Below are 16,401 nucleotides of genomic sequence, written 5' to 3' on the forward strand. Positions count from 1 at the left end.
AGCGCCTTCACTGGCTGAGCCTTATCTGTCTGTCAGAGCTAAACGGGCGATTCCGCTTTTCTAATCATATTGTAGCAATATTCCCCCCGTATCTTTTACATAGTGTCTAATGATTGCCGCTCCTTTGTGAGAGATAATGAACACAATTAGTAGAATTTTCAGAATATACGGAGGGATGACAATGACAGTTGTAAATGAAGCAGCAGCAATTAAAAATTTCATCAATGGAAAATGGGTGAGTGCAGCGGGGAATGAAGTGCAGGGCGTAATTAATCCGGCCACGGGGAAGAGGATCGCAGCTGTTCCGATTTCAACAGCCGAAGATGTAGATCAGGCGGCAAAGGCGGCAGCACTGGCATTTAAAACATGGAAGCTGATGCCAGTTCCGAAACGAGCAAGAATTCTATTTAAATATCATCATTTACTGACAGAAAATCATTCAGAGCTTGCCAAATTAATTGTTTCTGAGAATGGCAAGGCTTATAAAGAGGCATACGGCGAGGTTCAAAGAGGAATAGAGTGCGTTGAATTTGCAGCGGGAGCACCAAGCTTAATGATGGGTGAATCCTTATCTGGAATTGCAGAAGAGATGGATTCTGAAATGTTCCGCTATCCGCTTGGCGTTGTCGGCGGAATTACTCCTTTTAACTTTCCGATGATGGTGCCATTGTGGATGTTCCCGCTTGCGGTTGCATGCGGAAATACATTCGTTTTAAAACCATCCGAGCGGACACCCCTGCTGGCCAATAAGCTAGCTGAGATGTTCACAGAAGCAGGTGCTCCGGATGGTGTTTTGAACATTGTTCATGGAAGTCACGATGTGGTGAACGGGTTATTGGAGCATCCTGATATTAAAGCGATTTCATTCGTAGGATCTCAGCCTGTTGCAAAATATGTGTATGAAAAAGCTGCTGCGAAAGGTAAAAGGGTTCAGGCTCTCTCAGGTGCAAAAAATCATCACGTGGTGATGCCGGATGCAGACTTTGATAAAGCGGCTCAGCATATTATCAGCTCTGCTTTTGGCAGTGCCGGCCAGCGCTGTATGGCTTGCAGCGCAGTTGTTGTTGTTGGAGAAGGGGATCAATTTATGCAAACCTTAAAGCAAAAAGCGGATGATTTAGTAATGGGAAATGGTCTGGACGCGGAAGTGCTCCTGACTCCGGTGATTCGTGATACCCACCTGAATAAGGTCATTGGCTATATTGAAAAAGGCATTGAGGAAGGGGCAGCACTTTTAAGAGATGGAAGGCGCGATATGGAAAATCAAACAGAAGGCTATTTTTTGGGCGCAACGATTTTTGACAAGGTTACACCTGAAATGACCATTGCAAAGGATGAAATATTTGCACCGGTGCTCAGTGTGCTGCGAGCGGGAAATTTAGATGAAGGTCTTGATTATATACGTAAATCCCGTTATGGAAACGGAGCAACCATCTATACAAAGGATGCTCAGGCCATTCGGACATTCAGGGAAGAAGCGGATGCAGGAATGCTTGGAATTAATGTAGGGGTGCCGGCAACGATGGCTTTCTTCCCATTTTCGGGATGGAAGGATTCTTTCTACGGAGATTTACATGTTAATGGCAAAGACGGCGTAAACTTCTATACACGCAAAAAAATGATTACATCCAGATTTGATTTTTAATAGACAAGGAGGATGAATATGCAAAAGAGTACAGATGTAAGAGATGCTCTGCAAAAAGATGAGGCTCATCTCTGGCATTCTATGAAGCCTTTCAATCCAGAGGCGACAATTATAGCAGAGGAAGCAAAGGGCGCATGGATCAGTGATGTAAACGGGAAAAAGTATTTGGACGGCATGGCCGGTTTATGGTGTGTGAATGCAGGCTACGGAAGAACAGAGCTTGCGGAAGCTGCATACGAGCAGCTGAAAAAGCTTGCTTATTTTCCGTTAACACAAAGTCATCTGCCTGCCATTCAGCTTTCAGAAAAGCTTAATGACATGCTAGGCGGAGAATATGTCATCTTTTTCTCAAACAGCGGTTCTGAAGCAAATGAAACAGCATTCAAAATTGCCCGCCAATATCATCAGCAAACAGGCAGCCATGAACGCTATAAAATCATTTCAAGGTACAGGGCCTATCATGGCAATACAATGGGATCTTTAGCTGCCACCGGGCAGGCTCAGCGAAAATATAAATACGAGCCGCTTGCACCAGGATTTATACATGTGCCGCCGCCTGACACTTACCGATATCCAGAAGACGAAAATGCAGCCCCGGCTGAACTGAAATCGGTTCAGGCCATTGACCAGACAATGACATGGGAGCTCAGCGAAACAATTGCCGCGATGATCATGGAACCGATCATAACAGGCGGAGGCATTCTGATGCCGCCTGAGAATTATATGAAAGGCGTAAAAGAAGTCTGTGAAAAGCATGGGGCTCTGCTCATTGTTGACGAGGTCATCTGCGGTTTCGGCAGAACCGGAAAAGCATTCGGATTTATGAATTACGGAGTAAAGCCGGATATCATAACGATGGCCAAGGGGATTACAAGCGCCTACTTGCCGCTATCCGCTACAGCTGTTAAAAAAGAAATCTATGAAGCCTTTAAAGGAACTGAGGAATATGATTATTTCCGCCATGTGAACACATTTGGAGGAAACCCTGCAGCCTGTGCACTTGCACTTAAAAATATCGAAATATTTGAAAATGAAAAGCTGTTCGAACGTTCAAACGAGGTTGGAGGCCGAATGAAATCCGAACTCACATCACGTCTCCAGCATAATCGTTATGTTGGAAATGTAAGAGGGAAAGGTCTCCTGATCGGAATCGAGCTTGTAGAAAGCAAAGGTACGAAAAAACCGCTGGATGCAGGTCTTGTGAATAAAGTAATTGCATCCTGCAAGGAAAAAGGGCTGATTATTGGGAAAAATGGCGCCACTGTAGCAGGCTACAACAACGTCCTTGCAATCTCTCCTCCTCTTAATCTGGAAGAAGAGGACGCAGTGTTTATCGTGGATACGGTTGTTGGGGAGCTGAATGGGATCGCAGAAACGAATTAAATGGGAAAACAGCGCATGGTGGATCGCGCTGTTTTTTCTTGTGGAAATGAAATGGCTGAGAGTATAATGAAGGAATTATAACGGTTACAAGGAGATGCTCATCATGAAAACAGAAAAAGAAAAGATGCTGGCCGGAGAACTCTATTTAGCTTGGGACGAAGATTTAGTAAGTGAACGTGCCCGCGCCAGAAGATTAACAAGGCTGTTCCACCAGACAATTGAAACGGATGATGATGCGCGTAAAAAAATACTTAAGGAACTGTTTGGAACGACTGGAGAGAATATTTACATAGAACCTACATTCCGCTGTGATTACGGCTCAAACATTCATGTAGGCGAAAACTTCTACGCGAATTTTGACTGCGTTATTTTAGATGTCTGCAAGGTGACAATCGGCGCCAATTGCATGCTTGCTCCAGGAGTCCACATTTATACAGCCGCACATCCATTAAATGCGGAAGAGAGAAACAGCGGAGCGGAATTCGGAAAACCTGTCACAATCGGCGATAACGTGTGGATTGGCGGAAGAGCGGTCATTAATCCGGGCGTGACAATCGGAAGCAATGCAGTCATTGCCTCCGGCGCAGTCGTGACGAAGGACGTCCCTGACAATGTTGTAGTTGGAGGAAATCCAGCAAGAGTCATAAAATCTATTGAGAATTGAAAAAGAGGCCAGAGAGGCCTCTTTTTTTACGATTTAGGAAATGATTAAATGTAAAAGGTTGTGGATAATTATATAATGTTATCTACGTCCAGCTCCAGCGCCCAACTCCTCGGCCAGAACGGATCTGCCATGCCTAAGCTAAACGGGCGCTTGCGCTTTTCTGAATTATTCGTAATTAACCTGCCAATGAATGCCGAATTTATCTGTTACTTGTCCATAAAGCTTGCTCCAGAATGTTTCCTGAAGATCCATGACAACTTTGCCGCCATCTTTAAGCTGGTTGAAAATAGATGTCAGCTCTTCGATGTCCTTATTTACCAAAGCAAGAGTGATATTATTCCCTTCCACAAAAGGCATCCCCGGAAAAGTGTCAGAAAACATGACATTGCTTCCATCAATAGAAAGTCTTGTATGCATGATCAAATCTTTCGCTTCCTCCGGCAGAGGGTACTCGGGATTTTGCGGTGTTTCGCCGAACGTCATAAATTTAGGTTCTTCTGTCTGGAAAACCTTTGCATAAAACTCGACTGCTTCCCGGCAATTGCCATTGAAATTAAGGTATACGTCTACTGACATAGTACATAATCACTCCTAAGATAATATTTTTTAATGCCAATATTTATCATCTTACCATTTTTCTGTCTTTAAACAAATCGAAAAAAGGCAGGAATGTAAATAAAGATACCAAACGGTTCTCAGCCCAAAGAAATATCCTTTGTGAATGATGAAATAGAAGTAAAAAACGGGAAAGCGAACATCCCGTTTATCAATATTAGCCGTAATATGGATAGTGCGGGTAGTTTAGACTACATGTTTAAAACCTATAGTGGAGCGGATAGTAACGGACACCATTTATCATCAAAAACAACAATCTATGCGAAAACATCATTGAAAAGAAAAAAGCAAATCTACTTTCTTAAAATATGGGTAAAAAACCAAGATTCAAACCTAACTATGATACTATAAATATAAAATTAGCAATTATTACTAAAGGAGGAATCTGGATGGCAGCAAATAAACGGTTTGAAGTGACTCAGTCACAAGGGACCCTCGATGTAATAAGGGTCATTAAGGATACAGAAACAGGGGTTCAATACCTGCAGACGATCTCCGGCGGCGGTGTGGGAATTACCTTGCTTGTTGATGCTGAAGGAAAGCCGCTGCTAGGTAAATAAGATGAAGATCCATCTATCTGAATATAACCCGGATTGGAAAACGCAATTCCGCCTGCACGAGGAAAGACTGAAAAATGCCTTTAATGATCCCTCAATTAAAATTGAACATATAGGAAGCACCTCGGTTGAAGATCTTTCAGCAAAGCCGGTTATTGATATTTTAATCGGTGTTCCGTCTATTGAAAAGCTGTCTTTTGTAGTCGATGCATTAGCAGATTCCCCTTATATTTATAAAAAGGTGTACGATGAAGCATTGCCATTCAGGCGTTTTTTTATCGGGGCAAAAGAAGAATATCTGCATCTTTATCCTAATGTTATTGAAAAAGAAGAAGTAAACATTCCGCATGAGCACCGGACAGCCCACATACATACTGTGCCCCTAACTCATCAATGGTGGGAGGATCATCTCCTGTTCCGTGATCATCTCCGCAGACATCCGGAAGATCGTCTGATGTATGAGGCAGTAAAGCAGGAACTTTCAAAGAATGACTGGAAAACAGGAAATGAATATGCAGATGCCAAAACGGAGTGTGTTTTACAGATTTTAAATAAAGCAAAACGAAATCACAATTAATAGAAAAAGTGTCAGCATGAACGTCTTAGCCATCTATGGAAGCAGCCGCGAAAATGGAAACTCGCATTGAAAAAGATACAAACGCAATTTCCAAAGCTGAAGTCATGAATAATTGGCTGAAACATAGAAATAGATAGTGTGTTTTTAAAAGCATGGATCTTTGATTCCATGCTTTTTCAGTTATCCGACTTACGACTGAGACGCCTTATAATAAGGAAGGAGTCTGAATTCATTAATTAGCATTAATTTTATAAAAATTGCGTAAAATGACTAGAAATATATTTCGAAACCCGATATATTAAGTAATACGTTGTAAATATTTTGAAAGCTAAAGAAAAAAGCAAAGGCCGAAGGAGGGATTTCATTGGAAACATTCAAAAAACTAAGGGCCTTTTATATGCCTTACAAAAATGATTTCTTATGGTCAATGGGTTTTCTGCTGATTATGACAGTCATCACCGTTGTGTATCCGATGGTGCTGCAGTTTACCATTGATGATGTCGTGCTGAAAGAACAGTTTTCACTTGTGCCCTGGATTGCGCTTGGGTTTGTCGGCATCATGACGGTAAAGGGAGTAGCGACTTATTTTCATCAGTATTTAGGGGATATGTTTGGAATTAAATCCGTGTACAGAATGAGAAATGAACTTTATGAAAAGCTTCAGCGCCTCCCATTTCGCTATTATGACAATGCAAAAACAGGAGACTTGATGTCAAGGCTCACAGCGGATGTGGAAGGATTCCGTTTTTTCCTGTCATTCGGAATTGCGGAGCTGATACGCTTCATTATTCTGATTGTCATCAGTCTTTGCGTCATGTTTTATTACTCGGTACCGCTGACATTCGTCACGATTGCAGCTTTGCCGTTCCTCGCTGTCGCCGTCTACCGTTTTGATAAAAGGGTGCACCCTGCTTTCAGAGGCATCCGCAAATCATTTGGGAAACTGAATACGAATGTTCAGGAAAATATCAGCGGCATTCATACTGTAAAATCTTTATCCAGAGAAGATTTTGAAATATCAAAGTTTAATTCCTCAAACAACGATTACAAACAGAAATATTTAGACACATCGAATGTCTGGGCGAAATATTTTCCGCTTATGGAGTTCATCGGAAATATTTGCGTCGTTGCTTTACTTGCTTTCGGCGGATACATGGTGATTAACGGCAGTCTTAAGCCGGGTGAACTTGTGGCTTTTTACAGCCTTGTCTGGTATATCATGTGGCCGATCATGAACTTGGGATTCGTCATCAATTTATTTTCTCAAGCAAAAGCTTCTGGTGAACGTTTACTTGAAATTCTAGATGCGGATGAAGAGATCAGTGATGCAGACCGTGAGTTGTCAGCAGATAAATTATCAGGCCACGTTACGTTTAAAAATGTTTCGCTTAAATACAATGAAGAAGATGTACCGGCTTTAACAAATGTTTCATTTGATGCGCCTCCTGGAAAAACGGTCGGGCTGATTGGGGCTACGGGTTCAGGAAAAACAACCGTCACTCAATTAATGACGCGTTTTTATGAACCGACTTCAGGCCAGATTCTGCTGGACGGAAAGGATATTAAAGATCATTCTTTAAAATCCCTGCGAGGAAGCATCGGAGTGGTGCTGCAGGAATCTTTCCTTTTTTCTACGACGATTAAATCAAATATTGCTTATGGAAAACCTAATGCCACGATGGATGAAATCATCGATGCGGCCAAACGCGCTCAGGCACATGAATTTATTATGGAGCTTCCTGAGGGGTACGACACAATGCTTGGAGAACGGGGCATGGGTCTATCAGGGGGACAAAAGCAGAGGATTTCCATTGCACGCGCCATTTGCGTGGATCCGAGCATTCTGATTTTGGATGATTCAACGAGTGCGGTTGATATGGACACAGAGTTCCGTATCCAAAAAGACTTAAAAGCCGTCATGAAGGATCGAACGACGATTATTATCGCTCACCGGATTTCTTCATTAAAACATGCCGATGAAATTATCGTACTTCAGGATGGCGAGGTTGCCGAAAGAGGAACACATGAGCAGCTGCTCCATACAGGCGGCCCATACAAACGAATTTATGACATTCAATATAAAGACCAAAAAGCTGTTGTACAGTCAAACGCAGGGTAGGTGAAAAAGATGCCAAAGAAAGATAAGCAGGATTTAATTAAGCAGAGATTCTACTATTCTACGGATCAAATTATTGAAAAGCCTTTTAATTGGAAACAGATGGGGAGGTTAATGGGGTACATTAAGCCGTATTCAAAAAACCTTTTGCCTCTTTCTTTTCTTACCGTAATTATGACGACCATTGTCCGTTTAATTGTGCCAATTTTAATCGGCGTATACACGCTTGATAAAGCAATCGTTCAGAAAGACCTGGATTTGCTGTGGGTGCTGGTAGGGTCCATTTTTGGACTTTACCTCATTTCATATGTGGCCAATACGCTCAGGAGCAGATGGATGAACATGCTTGGGCAAAATGTCATCTATGATTTGCGCAAGCATTTGTTTACACATGTTCAATCTCTGTCCCACCGTTTTTTTGATTCCCGGTCAGCAGGATCGATTCTCGTCCGCATTATGAATGACATTAACTCTCTGCAGGAGCTTTTTACAAGCGGGGTTATTAATCTATTAATGGATTTCCTTTTGCTTATCGGGGTTATTATCATCTTGTTTACGATCAGTCCGCCGCTTGCCCTTGCCATTATGATTATCCTGCCGATTATGTTTTTTATCTCAACAAGCCTGCGCAAAAAAATCCGGAGATCATGGCAAACCGTCCGCCTGAAGCAGTCTATGCTGAATTCTCATTTGAATGAAAGCATACAGGGCATCCGGGTTACTCAAGCTTACACGCAGGAAAAGGAGAACATTCAGTTCTTTGACGGGATCAACACGGAAAACTTCAGCAGCTGGCAGGATGCGACGCAGAAGAATGCTGTCTTCCGTCCATTTGTAGAAATGACAAATGCAATAGGCACTGCCATTCTTATTTGGTTTGGTGCTTCATTAATTGCAAATGAATCAATTACCATTGGAGAGTTTGTTTCCTTTGCTTTTTACCTGGGAATGTTCTGGGAGCCGATTTCAAGACTTGGCCAAGTGTATAATCAGCTGCTGATGGGGATGGCCTCATCTGAACGGATTTTCGAATTTTTAGATGAAAAACCAATTGTTTCAGAAACCGATGATCCGGTCGTTCTGCAAGATATGAAGGGGGATATCGAGTTTGATAAAGTTGAATTTTCATATGATGGGAACCGCAAGGCATTAAACGGAGTTTCCCTTCAAATTGAATCCGGTCAGACTGTCGCCCTTGTAGGACACACCGGTTCCGGAAAAACAACGATTGCAAACTTAATCAGCCGCTTTTACGATGCAACAGGCGGAGAAGTAAAGATCGACGGCTATAACATTCGGGATTTATCAATCGGAAGCCTGCGGTCGCAAATCAGCGTCGTTCTGCAGGATACCTTTATCTTCTCGGGAACGATCAAGGAAAACATCCGTTTCGGCAGACCGGAAGCAGCAGACGAAGAAGTCATTGCTGCTGCTGAAGCAGTCGGGGCAGATGAATTTATTAAAGATCTTGTAAATGGCTATGAGACAGAGGTTGAAGAACGCGGAAACGTGCTATCTGTTGGGGAAAGGCAGCTTCTTTCTTTTGCAAGAGCCATACTTGCTAATCCGAAAATATTAATTTTGGATGAAGCAACAGCAAGTATTGATACAGAATCAGAAGTGAAAATCCAGCAGGCCCTAAAAACGCTTTTAAAAGGCAGAACCGCTATTATGATTGCCCATCGCTTATCGACGATTCGCGAGGCGGACAATATTATTGTACTCGATCATGGGAATATTATGGAGCAGGGAAATCACGAAGAGCTTATGAAGCAGCAGGGAATCTATTTTGAGCTTGTGAAAGCTCAATTCAGAATGCTTGACGCAGGGTAAGAAGAGAGAGCCAATCGATCGCGGTTGGCTCTTTTTATTGATCCTATAAAATATTTTCAAAGAATGATAGAAATGATGAAACCTATTTTTATGACAATCGTATTACTTACAGAACATATAAAAATTGGAGGTAATTGGATATGGAACAGCAAACAAATCATGCAGTTGAAGGAAACACACCAGAGCCGCCTAAACCGTCTTTATTCGGAATGATCATGAACCCGGGAGAGCAATTTGAGCGCATTCGTCAAAACCCTAAAGTGCTTGTTGGTTTTCTCCTTGTTACATTGATGGTTTTAGTAGGTACTTTCTTATCATTTGTAAATGCTCCTGAACTTACAGGTGATCTAACATCAGAGCTTGGAGTTACAGAAGAAGAAGCCGCTATGTTTGGAACAATCATGGGCGTCGTCAGTATCGTTGTAGGAGGCATTGGCAGTATTATCGTTCTTATTATTATGGCTGCCATCACACTTGCGATTACGAAAATGGTTGGGTCTGCCGTTAAATTTAAACAAATTCTTTCCATGACGATTTACATTGCATTTGTCACATCGATTGGAACGCTTTTAAACGGACTTATTGCATTTTTAGTAAAAGAAGAAAATTATATCAATCCTTACACTAGCTTGAACAGCATTGTTGGTGCTGAAGGGGGCCTTGGCGGACTGCTCATGACGCTTGAAGTTTTCACGATTTGGGGAACGGTTCTAACGGCAATCGGACTTCAGCGCGTTGCAGGTTTATCAAAAGCGGCAGCCTGGACAATTGCGATCGTTTTCTTCGTCATCGGTGCAGTGCTGGCAACTGCAGGAGGCGTGCTTGAAGGGATGTTCCCTGCAGCATGAAGAAAAAAACCTGGATTTCAATCGGTGTCGTTTCAATCATCGCTTTGCTCGTTGGTGTAAACGTCTATCGTGCGATGAGCAAAGAGGTAGAAACCGTCCGTACAGTGAAGCTGTCTCAGCAGGAAATTGCTTCAAATGTGATGGTCCCTGGTACACTGAAGTTCCAAAATGAACAGTATATTTATCAAGATCCGGAAAAAGGGGACATTGCTGAAATTCTAGTAAAAGAGGGAGATGCCGTAAAAGAGGGAACTCCCCTCCTCCGCTATGAAAATCAGCAGTTTTCTCTAGAAAAAGAACAAAATGCTCTTTCCATTGAATCTGGTTATCTTAAAATTAATCAGCTTGAAAATCAGCTGGACGATCTCAATGAAAAAGAAAAAGATTTAAGCAAACAAGTTGGAGAAGATGAAGCTGAAAAAACGATCAATGCTGAGCGTGATCAGCTGAAAATGGAACAAAAAATGGCAGATATAGAACTTCGCCAGCTTCTGCTGCAAAAAGAAACGATAGAAAAACAGCTTAGTGCTCTCGAAGTGAAAAGCGACATGTCAGGCACTGTCATGACAATTGATGATAATCCTGAACAAGCAGCAGAACAGGGCGGCATAAAAGCAGTTATACATATTGCAAAAACAGATCAATTTATTGTCAGCGGCGTACTGTCTGAATATGATTCTTTAAAAGTGGCAGACGGACAGCCTGTTACCTTAAGTTCAGATGTTGTCCCTGACGCAAAATGGAAGGGAAAAGTCAGCAAAATCGGTCTGCTTCCTGAAGCTCCGCCAAGTTCAATGGGTACTGAAAATGCGGCTGTACAATATCCGGTAGAGGTATCCATTGAAGGCAGCGAAATGATGGCAAAACCCGGCTTTAAACTGATTATGGAAATTGAAACGGAAAAGCGCAGCGTGCAGACGGTACCTGTTGATGCTGTAAAACAAGATGGTGAGGACTATTTTGTCTATACCGTTCTGGACGGGAAAACGAAGAAAAAGACGATTGAAATAGGAACAGCTTCTTCCGATTATATGGAAGTTAAAGATGGATTAACAGCAGATGATGCGATTGTTTCAAAGCCGAAAGACGATCTTCAGAGCGGGACGGAAGTGACGGTGAAATGATCCAGCTTTCCGGCATTACGAAAAGCTACAAGGTCGGAAAAGAATCATTCGACGTTTTAAAAGACATCCATTTAACCATTGAAGAAGGCGAATTCATTTCCATAATGGGCCCATCGGGTTCAGGGAAATCGACGTTAATGAATATTATCGGCTGCTTGGACCGTCCGACAAACGGACATTATTTTCTGGGCGGAGAAGACGTTGCCGCCTATCAGGACACAGATCTCGCTAAAGTGAGAAACCTCTCCATCGGTTTTGTCTTTCAGCAGTTTCAGCTGCTGCCGAGACTGACGGCCTTGAAAAATGTAGAGCTTCCAATGGTCTATGCAGGAGTAAAGAAAAAAGAGCGGGAAGAACGGGCGATGCTGGCACTTGAGAAAGTCGGGCTTGCAGACCGGATGAACCATCTCCCGAATGAGCTTTCAGGCGGGCAAAAACAGCGTGTAGCTATAGCCCGTTCCATTGTCAACAGGCCTCGTCTTATCCTTGCAGATGAGCCTACAGGTGCTCTGGATACAAAGACAAGCGTCTCCATTATGGAGCAATTTGCAGCTCTTAATCTTGAGGGGACAACAGTGATCATTGTCACACATGAACAGGAAGTAGCGGACTACACGAAGCGCATCATCATGGTAAGAGACGGGGAAGTTCAATCTGCCGGGGCGGAAAGGAGAAACGCATGAGCATAATGGAAAACCTGCGGATGGCGTTCGCTTCTGTTCTCGCTCATAAGCTGAGGTCTATTTTAACAATGCTTGGGATCATTATTGGTGTTGCATCTGTCATACTTGTTGTGGCCATCGGACAGGGCGGAGAGCAAATGCTGAAATCGCAATTTACCGGTTCAAGCAACACGATTGAAGTGTTTTACCAGCCAAGTGAAGAAGAAATGCAGTCGAATCCCAATGCTTATATGGAATCAGCCTTTACTCAGTCGGATATTGATGAGTTATCAGGTATCCCTGAAGTCTCTAAAGTAGTGGCCTCCAGCTCGGAATTCATGCCTGCCAGGTACAGGGAAGATACAGTGGATACTTCCATTTTTGGCATTAATCAGGCTTACATTGAAGTAAACGAACTGAAAATTGAGTCTGGAAGAAATCTTGTTGAAGGCGACTTTATCGGCGGCCGCCGTGCTGGCGTCATCAGTCAGGAGACGAAAAAGGAGTTATTTAAAGAGAAAAATCCTATTGGTGAAGTAATCTGGGTAAATGGGCAGCCGTTTGAGATTGTCGGTGTGCTTGAAAAGCCGACTGGTCTTTTTTCTTTTGGCTCCATGGAAATTTACTTGCCTTCCAATACCTATCGTGCTTCCTTCGGCAAATCTGATTTTAATCAGGTAACTCTTCAGGCAGAAAGTGCAGAGGAACTTCAGGAAGCAGGAAAAAAAGCAACCGCGCTCTTGAATCAGAAGCATAATAAAGAGGATGCGTATCAAGTCTTCAATATGGAAGAAATCGCTGAAGGAATCGGACAGGTAACTAGAATTATGACATTAATCATCGGGTCCATTGCAGGGATTTCGCTCTTTGTCGGCGGCATCGGGGTCATGAATATCATGCTTGTTTCTGTCACTGAAAGAACCAGGGAAATCGGCATCAGAAAAGCGCTGGGAGCGACGAAAAGACAAATACTCACTCAATTTTTAATTGAGTCCATTACTCTAACCCTCATTGGCGGGATCATCGGCATTCTGCTTGGGGCGGGAGGGGCGTCGCTTGTTTCCGTTTTTGCAGGCTGGCCGTCGCTTGTTTCGTGGCAGGTTGTACTCGGCGGACTCGGATTCTCCATGATCATCGGCGTCATCTTTGGGATGCTGCCTGCAAACAAAGCAGCAAGACTCGATCCGATTGATGCTCTTCGATATGAATAAGGATAAGATAAGCTCATCTATTTAGATGAGCTTATTTTAATCGTGCTCTCATTAATATCCGAATTTTACTGTGGAATCTTTTCGCATGAAACAGGACTTCTCAGGCTGTGATTGGATGTAATAAGACGCAGGATCATAAACCAGAGAAAACCCGGCAGAACAGCCGATTCCACATTTCTCATAAAAAAACTCTTGCCCCATGCTGGTGATGATGGTAAAAAGGGTATAGGTATTTTATGTGCAGATGAGATTGGAATGATTACAATGAAGTTTGGGAAAATTGCCGCATTTCTTTTTAAAATGGGGGTGCTAGCCGTTCTTTTGCTGATGGTTTATTCTTCCTTGAGCATCTGGCATTTCGGCAATAAGCACGAAACCGTTAAGACCGATGCAGCCATTGTGCTCGGAGCTGCTGCATGGGGAGAGAATCCTTCACCCGTCTTTAAAGAACGGATCAACCATGCAATCAAGCTATATAAAAAGGAAGATGTTGATAAGATTATCTTTACAGGAGGCAAAGCGATCAAAACGGATTTGCCTGAAGCGGTTGTCGGAAAAAACTATGCGGTCAAGCACGGTGTGAAAGAATCAGATATTTTACTTGAGACAAGCTCAAGACTGACAGAAGATAATCTGAAGAACGCATATGAAGCAGGGAAAAAAGCAGGATTGAATTCTTACACGATCGTAAGCGATCCATATCATATGAAGCGTTCCTTCCTTCTTGCAAAAGAACTTGGGATGAAAGCTTATTCTTCACCTACTACGACTTCAGCGTATCAAACGTGGGAAACGAAATTGCCTGTGTATACAAAAGAAGTGCTTTTTTATGCTGGATACCTGGTAACGGCACCATTTGAATAATTAGAGAAAAAGAGGATCGTCTTTTAGATATAACGGGTTCGGTTCAGAGGTGCAAATACTTAAAAAACATTATAATTCGGAATCCAATCAGCATTTAAATTGAGGTCTATTTATTTGTTGATATATAAAGGTTTTTATTTTTTCAACAGGAGAATCAGCAGTACATTTCGCACACCAATTAACAAGAGTCTGTTGGATAGCAGTCAGCGTTTAAAAGAGATACGATAGTGAACAAAAGACACATATTAATCATTAGGAAAGGGATGATGACGATGACGAAATTATCTTATAGTGGTTTAAAATATGGAGAAAGTGATGTGGAAATAAAATTATTGGTGGATATACAAAACAATCATATTGAAATAACACATACCAAGGAAGTATCTCAAGTAATGAATTACTCAACAGGTGAATATATCGTAGTAAATCGAAACACCTTGAAATTTGAGGTTGTTTCATAATACGATTCTATTATTCAGTAAAATTTTTAAAAGCAACTGAGCGAATTCAGTTGCTTTTTCTGTTGTTAATGTATTGTTAAAACATATGCTATTTGTTATGCGAATTAGGTTGCGAATTGGTGTTTTGCACCTCACAACTGAACCCGTTACTTTTAGATGGATCCTCTTTTTTATTGCTTTATCATGGAATGACTTATAGAAGCACAAACTATTCAGAGTGTTAAGTTTAAGGAGAAGAGTGTGGTTCCTTTGTTTACAAGAGTGTGTGAATGGCTTTGGGGCTATCCTATGATCATTTATTTGTAAGTATTATGGTGCAGTCTAATGCAGTTTCCCTTTCTTTGGGGCATTCAGCAGGGCTGCCGAAATTAATAACCGGGGTGGCATTAATGGTTGTAACGGCTCTCGTTGTCTTCGGAGGAATGAAACGTATCAGCCGGGTCATGAGTGTTTTCGTGCCTTTAATGGTCGGACTTTACATAGCAGCAACTTTCTGGGTCATTATAAGTCATACAGCTGAGCTGCCAGCTATATTTAAAGAAATTTTTGTCCATGCGTTTACTCCATCAGCGGCACTGGGGCTTTTCCCTGGTGCTGCCATTGCAGGTACTCTTAGATGGGGGTTATCAAGAGGGCTTTATTCCAGTGAAGCTGGACTCGGTACATCAGCTATCGCTCACTCTGCCACAGCTGTAAAAAAACCGCTCACACAAGCCTATTGGGGAATGCTTGCGGTCATCGTGGATACTCTTGTCATTTGTACCCTTACTGGACTGGCCGTGCTTTGCTCCGGGGTTGGAAAGAGCACAGCGAGCAGGAGGCATCCTCTCTGGTTGCATATGCCTTTGCAACACTGATCCCTGAAAGGGCAGCGGCACATATGCTTTCTTTTTTCCTTACCTTATATGTTCTATCGACAATTATGATCATGATCTATTACGGGGAAAAACAAATGGAATTTCTTAGACCAGAAACAAAAATGCCTGCAGTTCGACTCTTTTATTTATCAGCGATTCTTGCCGGGGCTGCATGCAGTGTAAAGCTTGTCTGGACACTGCTTGATTTCTTCCTATTTTGATTGTCATACCCAATATTCTAGCTGTCATAAAACTGATTCCGGCTGTTAAAAAAGCCCTGCTCGAGCATTTACGTAATAATTCCAACCATTTGAATGAATAATTTTATACTGAAACCAAGTAAGATAACACCGGCAATGAAGGTAATGGCTTTCAGCATTCTATCTTTAATATAATCCCGGATAAAATGAATCGTCAGAGCAATATTTAAATTCCATAGAGTAACACCCGCTATGATCAGCAAACTGTAGATCAGCAAATAGAGAAAGGTATGATGCGGGCCAAGGCTTGTCAGCGCAGATCCATAAACCCCGAGCCAAAATATAAAAATAAACGGGTTGCCAAGAGCAATGAAAAAGCCAGTCCAATATGATCCCGCACCGCTCTTTTTTTCATCATCTGACTCTATTATTTTTTCTGCAGACAGCGAGCGGAGAATACTGCCAATGCCGAGCTTCGCTAAAAAATAGCTTCCAACAGCACTTAAGATTGCAGAAAACAGCGTGCTTTCAAGAAAGGTCACAAGACCGAGAAAGATGCCGAACATTAACATCATATCGACTGTGATGGCTCCGATTCCAACTAGCATCGCAGGCCAAAAACCTCCCATGATTCCTCTCTTGATCATCTCCAATTTAATCGGACCTATTGGTGCAGCCAGACTTATGCCAAGCACAATCGGTTTAACGATAAAGAATAAGCTTTCCATCCAGATTCATCTGCCTTTCGATTCCTTGTCCATTAAGTGTATTCGGACAGGCGGTA

Annotated in this window: 15 protein-coding genes and 1 pseudogene; 14 read left to right on the top strand and 2 right to left on the bottom strand. The window is 42.4% G+C overall.

All coding sequences use genetic code 11. The annotated features are described in order from the left end of the window. The first annotated feature begins 181 nt into the window (after nt 1-181). From GJU41_RS05480 to GJU41_RS05490, 3 genes are all read left to right on the top strand, one after another. Nucleotides 182-1,645, top strand: a complete 1,464-nt coding sequence (locus GJU41_RS05480; RefSeq protein WP_070878946.1) for a CoA-acylating methylmalonate-semialdehyde dehydrogenase — start codon at nt 182-184, stop codon at nt 1,643-1,645. 18 nt (nt 1,646-1,663) lie between these two features. Further along, nucleotides 1,664-3,028: an aspartate aminotransferase family protein gene (locus tag GJU41_RS05485; protein WP_070878947.1), complete on the top strand. Its 1,365-nt coding sequence runs from the start codon at nt 1,664-1,666 to the stop codon at nt 3,026-3,028. 103 nt (nt 3,029-3,131) lie between these two features. Continuing rightward, nucleotides 3,132-3,692: a maltose acetyltransferase domain-containing protein gene (locus GJU41_RS05490; protein ID WP_070878948.1), complete on the top strand. Its 561-nt coding sequence runs from the start codon at nt 3,132-3,134 to the stop codon at nt 3,690-3,692. Between the two features lie 165 nt (nt 3,693-3,857). Here the strand turns inward: GJU41_RS05490 and GJU41_RS05495 are convergent, their stop codons facing one another. Next, entirely contained in the window at nt 3,858-4,268 is a 411-nt protein-coding gene (locus GJU41_RS05495) for a VOC family protein (RefSeq protein WP_070878949.1), read from the bottom strand. Between the two features lie 428 nt (nt 4,269-4,696). Here GJU41_RS05495 and GJU41_RS05500 point away from each other — a divergent pair, with 428 nt between their 5' ends. From GJU41_RS05500 to GJU41_RS25350, 11 genes and pseudogenes are all read left to right on the top strand, one after another. Next, nucleotides 4,697-4,867 carry a DUF6440 family protein gene (locus tag GJU41_RS05500; protein ID WP_133311377.1) on the top strand — a complete coding sequence of 57 codons (171 nt, stop codon included), beginning with the start codon at nt 4,697-4,699 and terminating at the stop codon, nt 4,865-4,867. A gap of 1 nt (nt 4,868) precedes the next feature. Continuing rightward, the gene (locus GJU41_RS05505) at nt 4,869-5,441 is read left to right on the top strand and encodes a GrpB family protein (protein ID WP_070878951.1); all 573 of its coding nucleotides are present in this window, start codon (nt 4,869-4,871) and stop codon (nt 5,439-5,441) included. Nucleotides 5,442-5,805: 364 nt separating this feature from the next. Further along, nucleotides 5,806-7,560, top strand: coding sequence for an ABC transporter ATP-binding protein (locus GJU41_RS05510; protein ID WP_070878952.1), 1,755 nt, complete (start codon nt 5,806-5,808; stop codon nt 7,558-7,560). A gap of 9 nt (nt 7,561-7,569) precedes the next feature. Beyond that, entirely contained in the window at nt 7,570-9,390 is a 1,821-nt protein-coding gene (locus GJU41_RS05515) for an ABC transporter ATP-binding protein (protein ID WP_154318127.1), read from the top strand. A 140-nt stretch (nt 9,391-9,530) separates the two neighbouring features. Continuing rightward, nucleotides 9,531-10,238, top strand: coding sequence for a YknW family membrane protein (yknW, locus tag GJU41_RS05520; RefSeq protein ID WP_070878954.1), 708 nt, complete (start codon nt 9,531-9,533; stop codon nt 10,236-10,238). Beyond that, the gene (locus GJU41_RS05525) at nt 10,235-11,362 is read left to right on the top strand and encodes an efflux RND transporter periplasmic adaptor subunit (protein WP_070878955.1); all 1,128 of its coding nucleotides are present in this window, start codon (nt 10,235-10,237) and stop codon (nt 11,360-11,362) included. The genes yknW and GJU41_RS05525 overlap by 4 nt, the downstream gene beginning before the upstream one ends. After that, nucleotides 11,359-12,045 carry an ABC transporter ATP-binding protein gene (locus GJU41_RS05530; protein WP_070878956.1) on the top strand — a complete coding sequence of 229 codons (687 nt, stop codon included), beginning with the start codon at nt 11,359-11,361 and terminating at the stop codon, nt 12,043-12,045. The genes GJU41_RS05525 and GJU41_RS05530 overlap by 4 nt, the downstream gene beginning before the upstream one ends. After that, the gene (locus GJU41_RS05535; protein WP_154318128.1) at nt 12,042-13,235 is read left to right on the top strand and encodes an ABC transporter permease; all 1,194 of its coding nucleotides are present in this window, start codon (nt 12,042-12,044) and stop codon (nt 13,233-13,235) included. The genes GJU41_RS05530 and GJU41_RS05535 overlap by 4 nt, the downstream gene beginning before the upstream one ends. Before the next feature lie 255 nt (nt 13,236-13,490). Further along, on the top strand, nt 13,491-14,099 hold the full coding sequence (locus tag GJU41_RS05540; protein WP_139149166.1) for a YdcF family protein: 609 nt from the start codon (nt 13,491-13,493) through the stop codon (nt 14,097-14,099). Between the two features lie 272 nt (nt 14,100-14,371). Next, nucleotides 14,372-14,560, top strand: coding sequence for a hypothetical protein (locus GJU41_RS05545; RefSeq protein WP_070879151.1), 189 nt, complete (start codon nt 14,372-14,374; stop codon nt 14,558-14,560). A 311-nt stretch (nt 14,561-14,871) separates the two neighbouring features. Next, nucleotides 14,872-15,638: pseudogene (locus GJU41_RS25350) on the top strand (alanine:cation symporter family protein). A 68-nt stretch (nt 15,639-15,706) separates the two neighbouring features. On the opposite strand, the gene GJU41_RS05560 reads toward GJU41_RS25350, so the two are convergent. Beyond that, complete coding sequence (locus tag GJU41_RS05560; RefSeq protein WP_070878960.1) at nt 15,707-16,345, bottom strand: LysE family transporter; 639 nt, start codon at nt 16,343-16,345, stop codon at nt 15,707-15,709. Nucleotides 16,346-16,401: the final 56 nt, after the last annotated feature.

The sequence above is a fragment of the Metabacillus idriensis genome (genome assembly GCF_009674765.1).
GTDB classification, from domain to species: domain Bacteria; phylum Bacillota; class Bacilli; order Bacillales; family Bacillaceae; genus Bacillus_P; species Bacillus_P idriensis.

Excerpts from the sequence above, each read along its gene's own strand:
- GJU41_RS05525 (WP_070878955.1), top strand. The coding sequence starts at position 10,235 with ATGAAGAAAAAAACCTGGATTTCAATCGGTGTCGTTTCAATCATCGCT.
- GJU41_RS05515 (WP_154318127.1), top strand. The coding sequence starts at position 7,570 with ATGCCAAAGAAAGATAAGCAGGATTTAATTAAGCAGAGATTCTACTAT.
- GJU41_RS05545 (WP_070879151.1), top strand. The coding sequence starts at position 14,372 with ATGACGAAATTATCTTATAGTGGTTTAAAATATGGAGAAAGTGATGTG.
- GJU41_RS05490 (WP_070878948.1), top strand. The coding sequence starts at position 3,132 with ATGAAAACAGAAAAAGAAAAGATGCTGGCCGGAGAACTCTATTTAGCT.
- GJU41_RS05480 (WP_070878946.1), top strand. The coding sequence starts at position 182 with ATGACAGTTGTAAATGAAGCAGCAGCAATTAAAAATTTCATCAATGGA.
- GJU41_RS05530 (WP_070878956.1), top strand. The coding sequence starts at position 11,359 with ATGATCCAGCTTTCCGGCATTACGAAAAGCTACAAGGTCGGAAAAGAA.
- GJU41_RS05535 (WP_154318128.1), top strand. The coding sequence starts at position 12,042 with ATGAGCATAATGGAAAACCTGCGGATGGCGTTCGCTTCTGTTCTCGCT.
- yknW (WP_070878954.1), top strand. The coding sequence starts at position 9,531 with ATGGAACAGCAAACAAATCATGCAGTTGAAGGAAACACACCAGAGCCG.
- GJU41_RS05500 (WP_133311377.1), top strand. The coding sequence starts at position 4,697 with ATGGCAGCAAATAAACGGTTTGAAGTGACTCAGTCACAAGGGACCCTC.
- GJU41_RS05560 (WP_070878960.1), bottom strand. The coding sequence starts at position 16,345 with ATGGAAAGCTTATTCTTTATCGTTAAACCGATTGTGCTTGGCATAAGT.
- GJU41_RS05485 (WP_070878947.1), top strand. The coding sequence starts at position 1,664 with ATGCAAAAGAGTACAGATGTAAGAGATGCTCTGCAAAAAGATGAGGCT.
- GJU41_RS05540 (WP_139149166.1), top strand. The coding sequence starts at position 13,491 with ATGATTACAATGAAGTTTGGGAAAATTGCCGCATTTCTTTTTAAAATG.
- GJU41_RS05495 (WP_070878949.1), bottom strand. The coding sequence starts at position 4,268 with ATGTCAGTAGACGTATACCTTAATTTCAATGGCAATTGCCGGGAAGCA.
- GJU41_RS05505 (WP_070878951.1), top strand. The coding sequence starts at position 4,869 with ATGAAGATCCATCTATCTGAATATAACCCGGATTGGAAAACGCAATTC.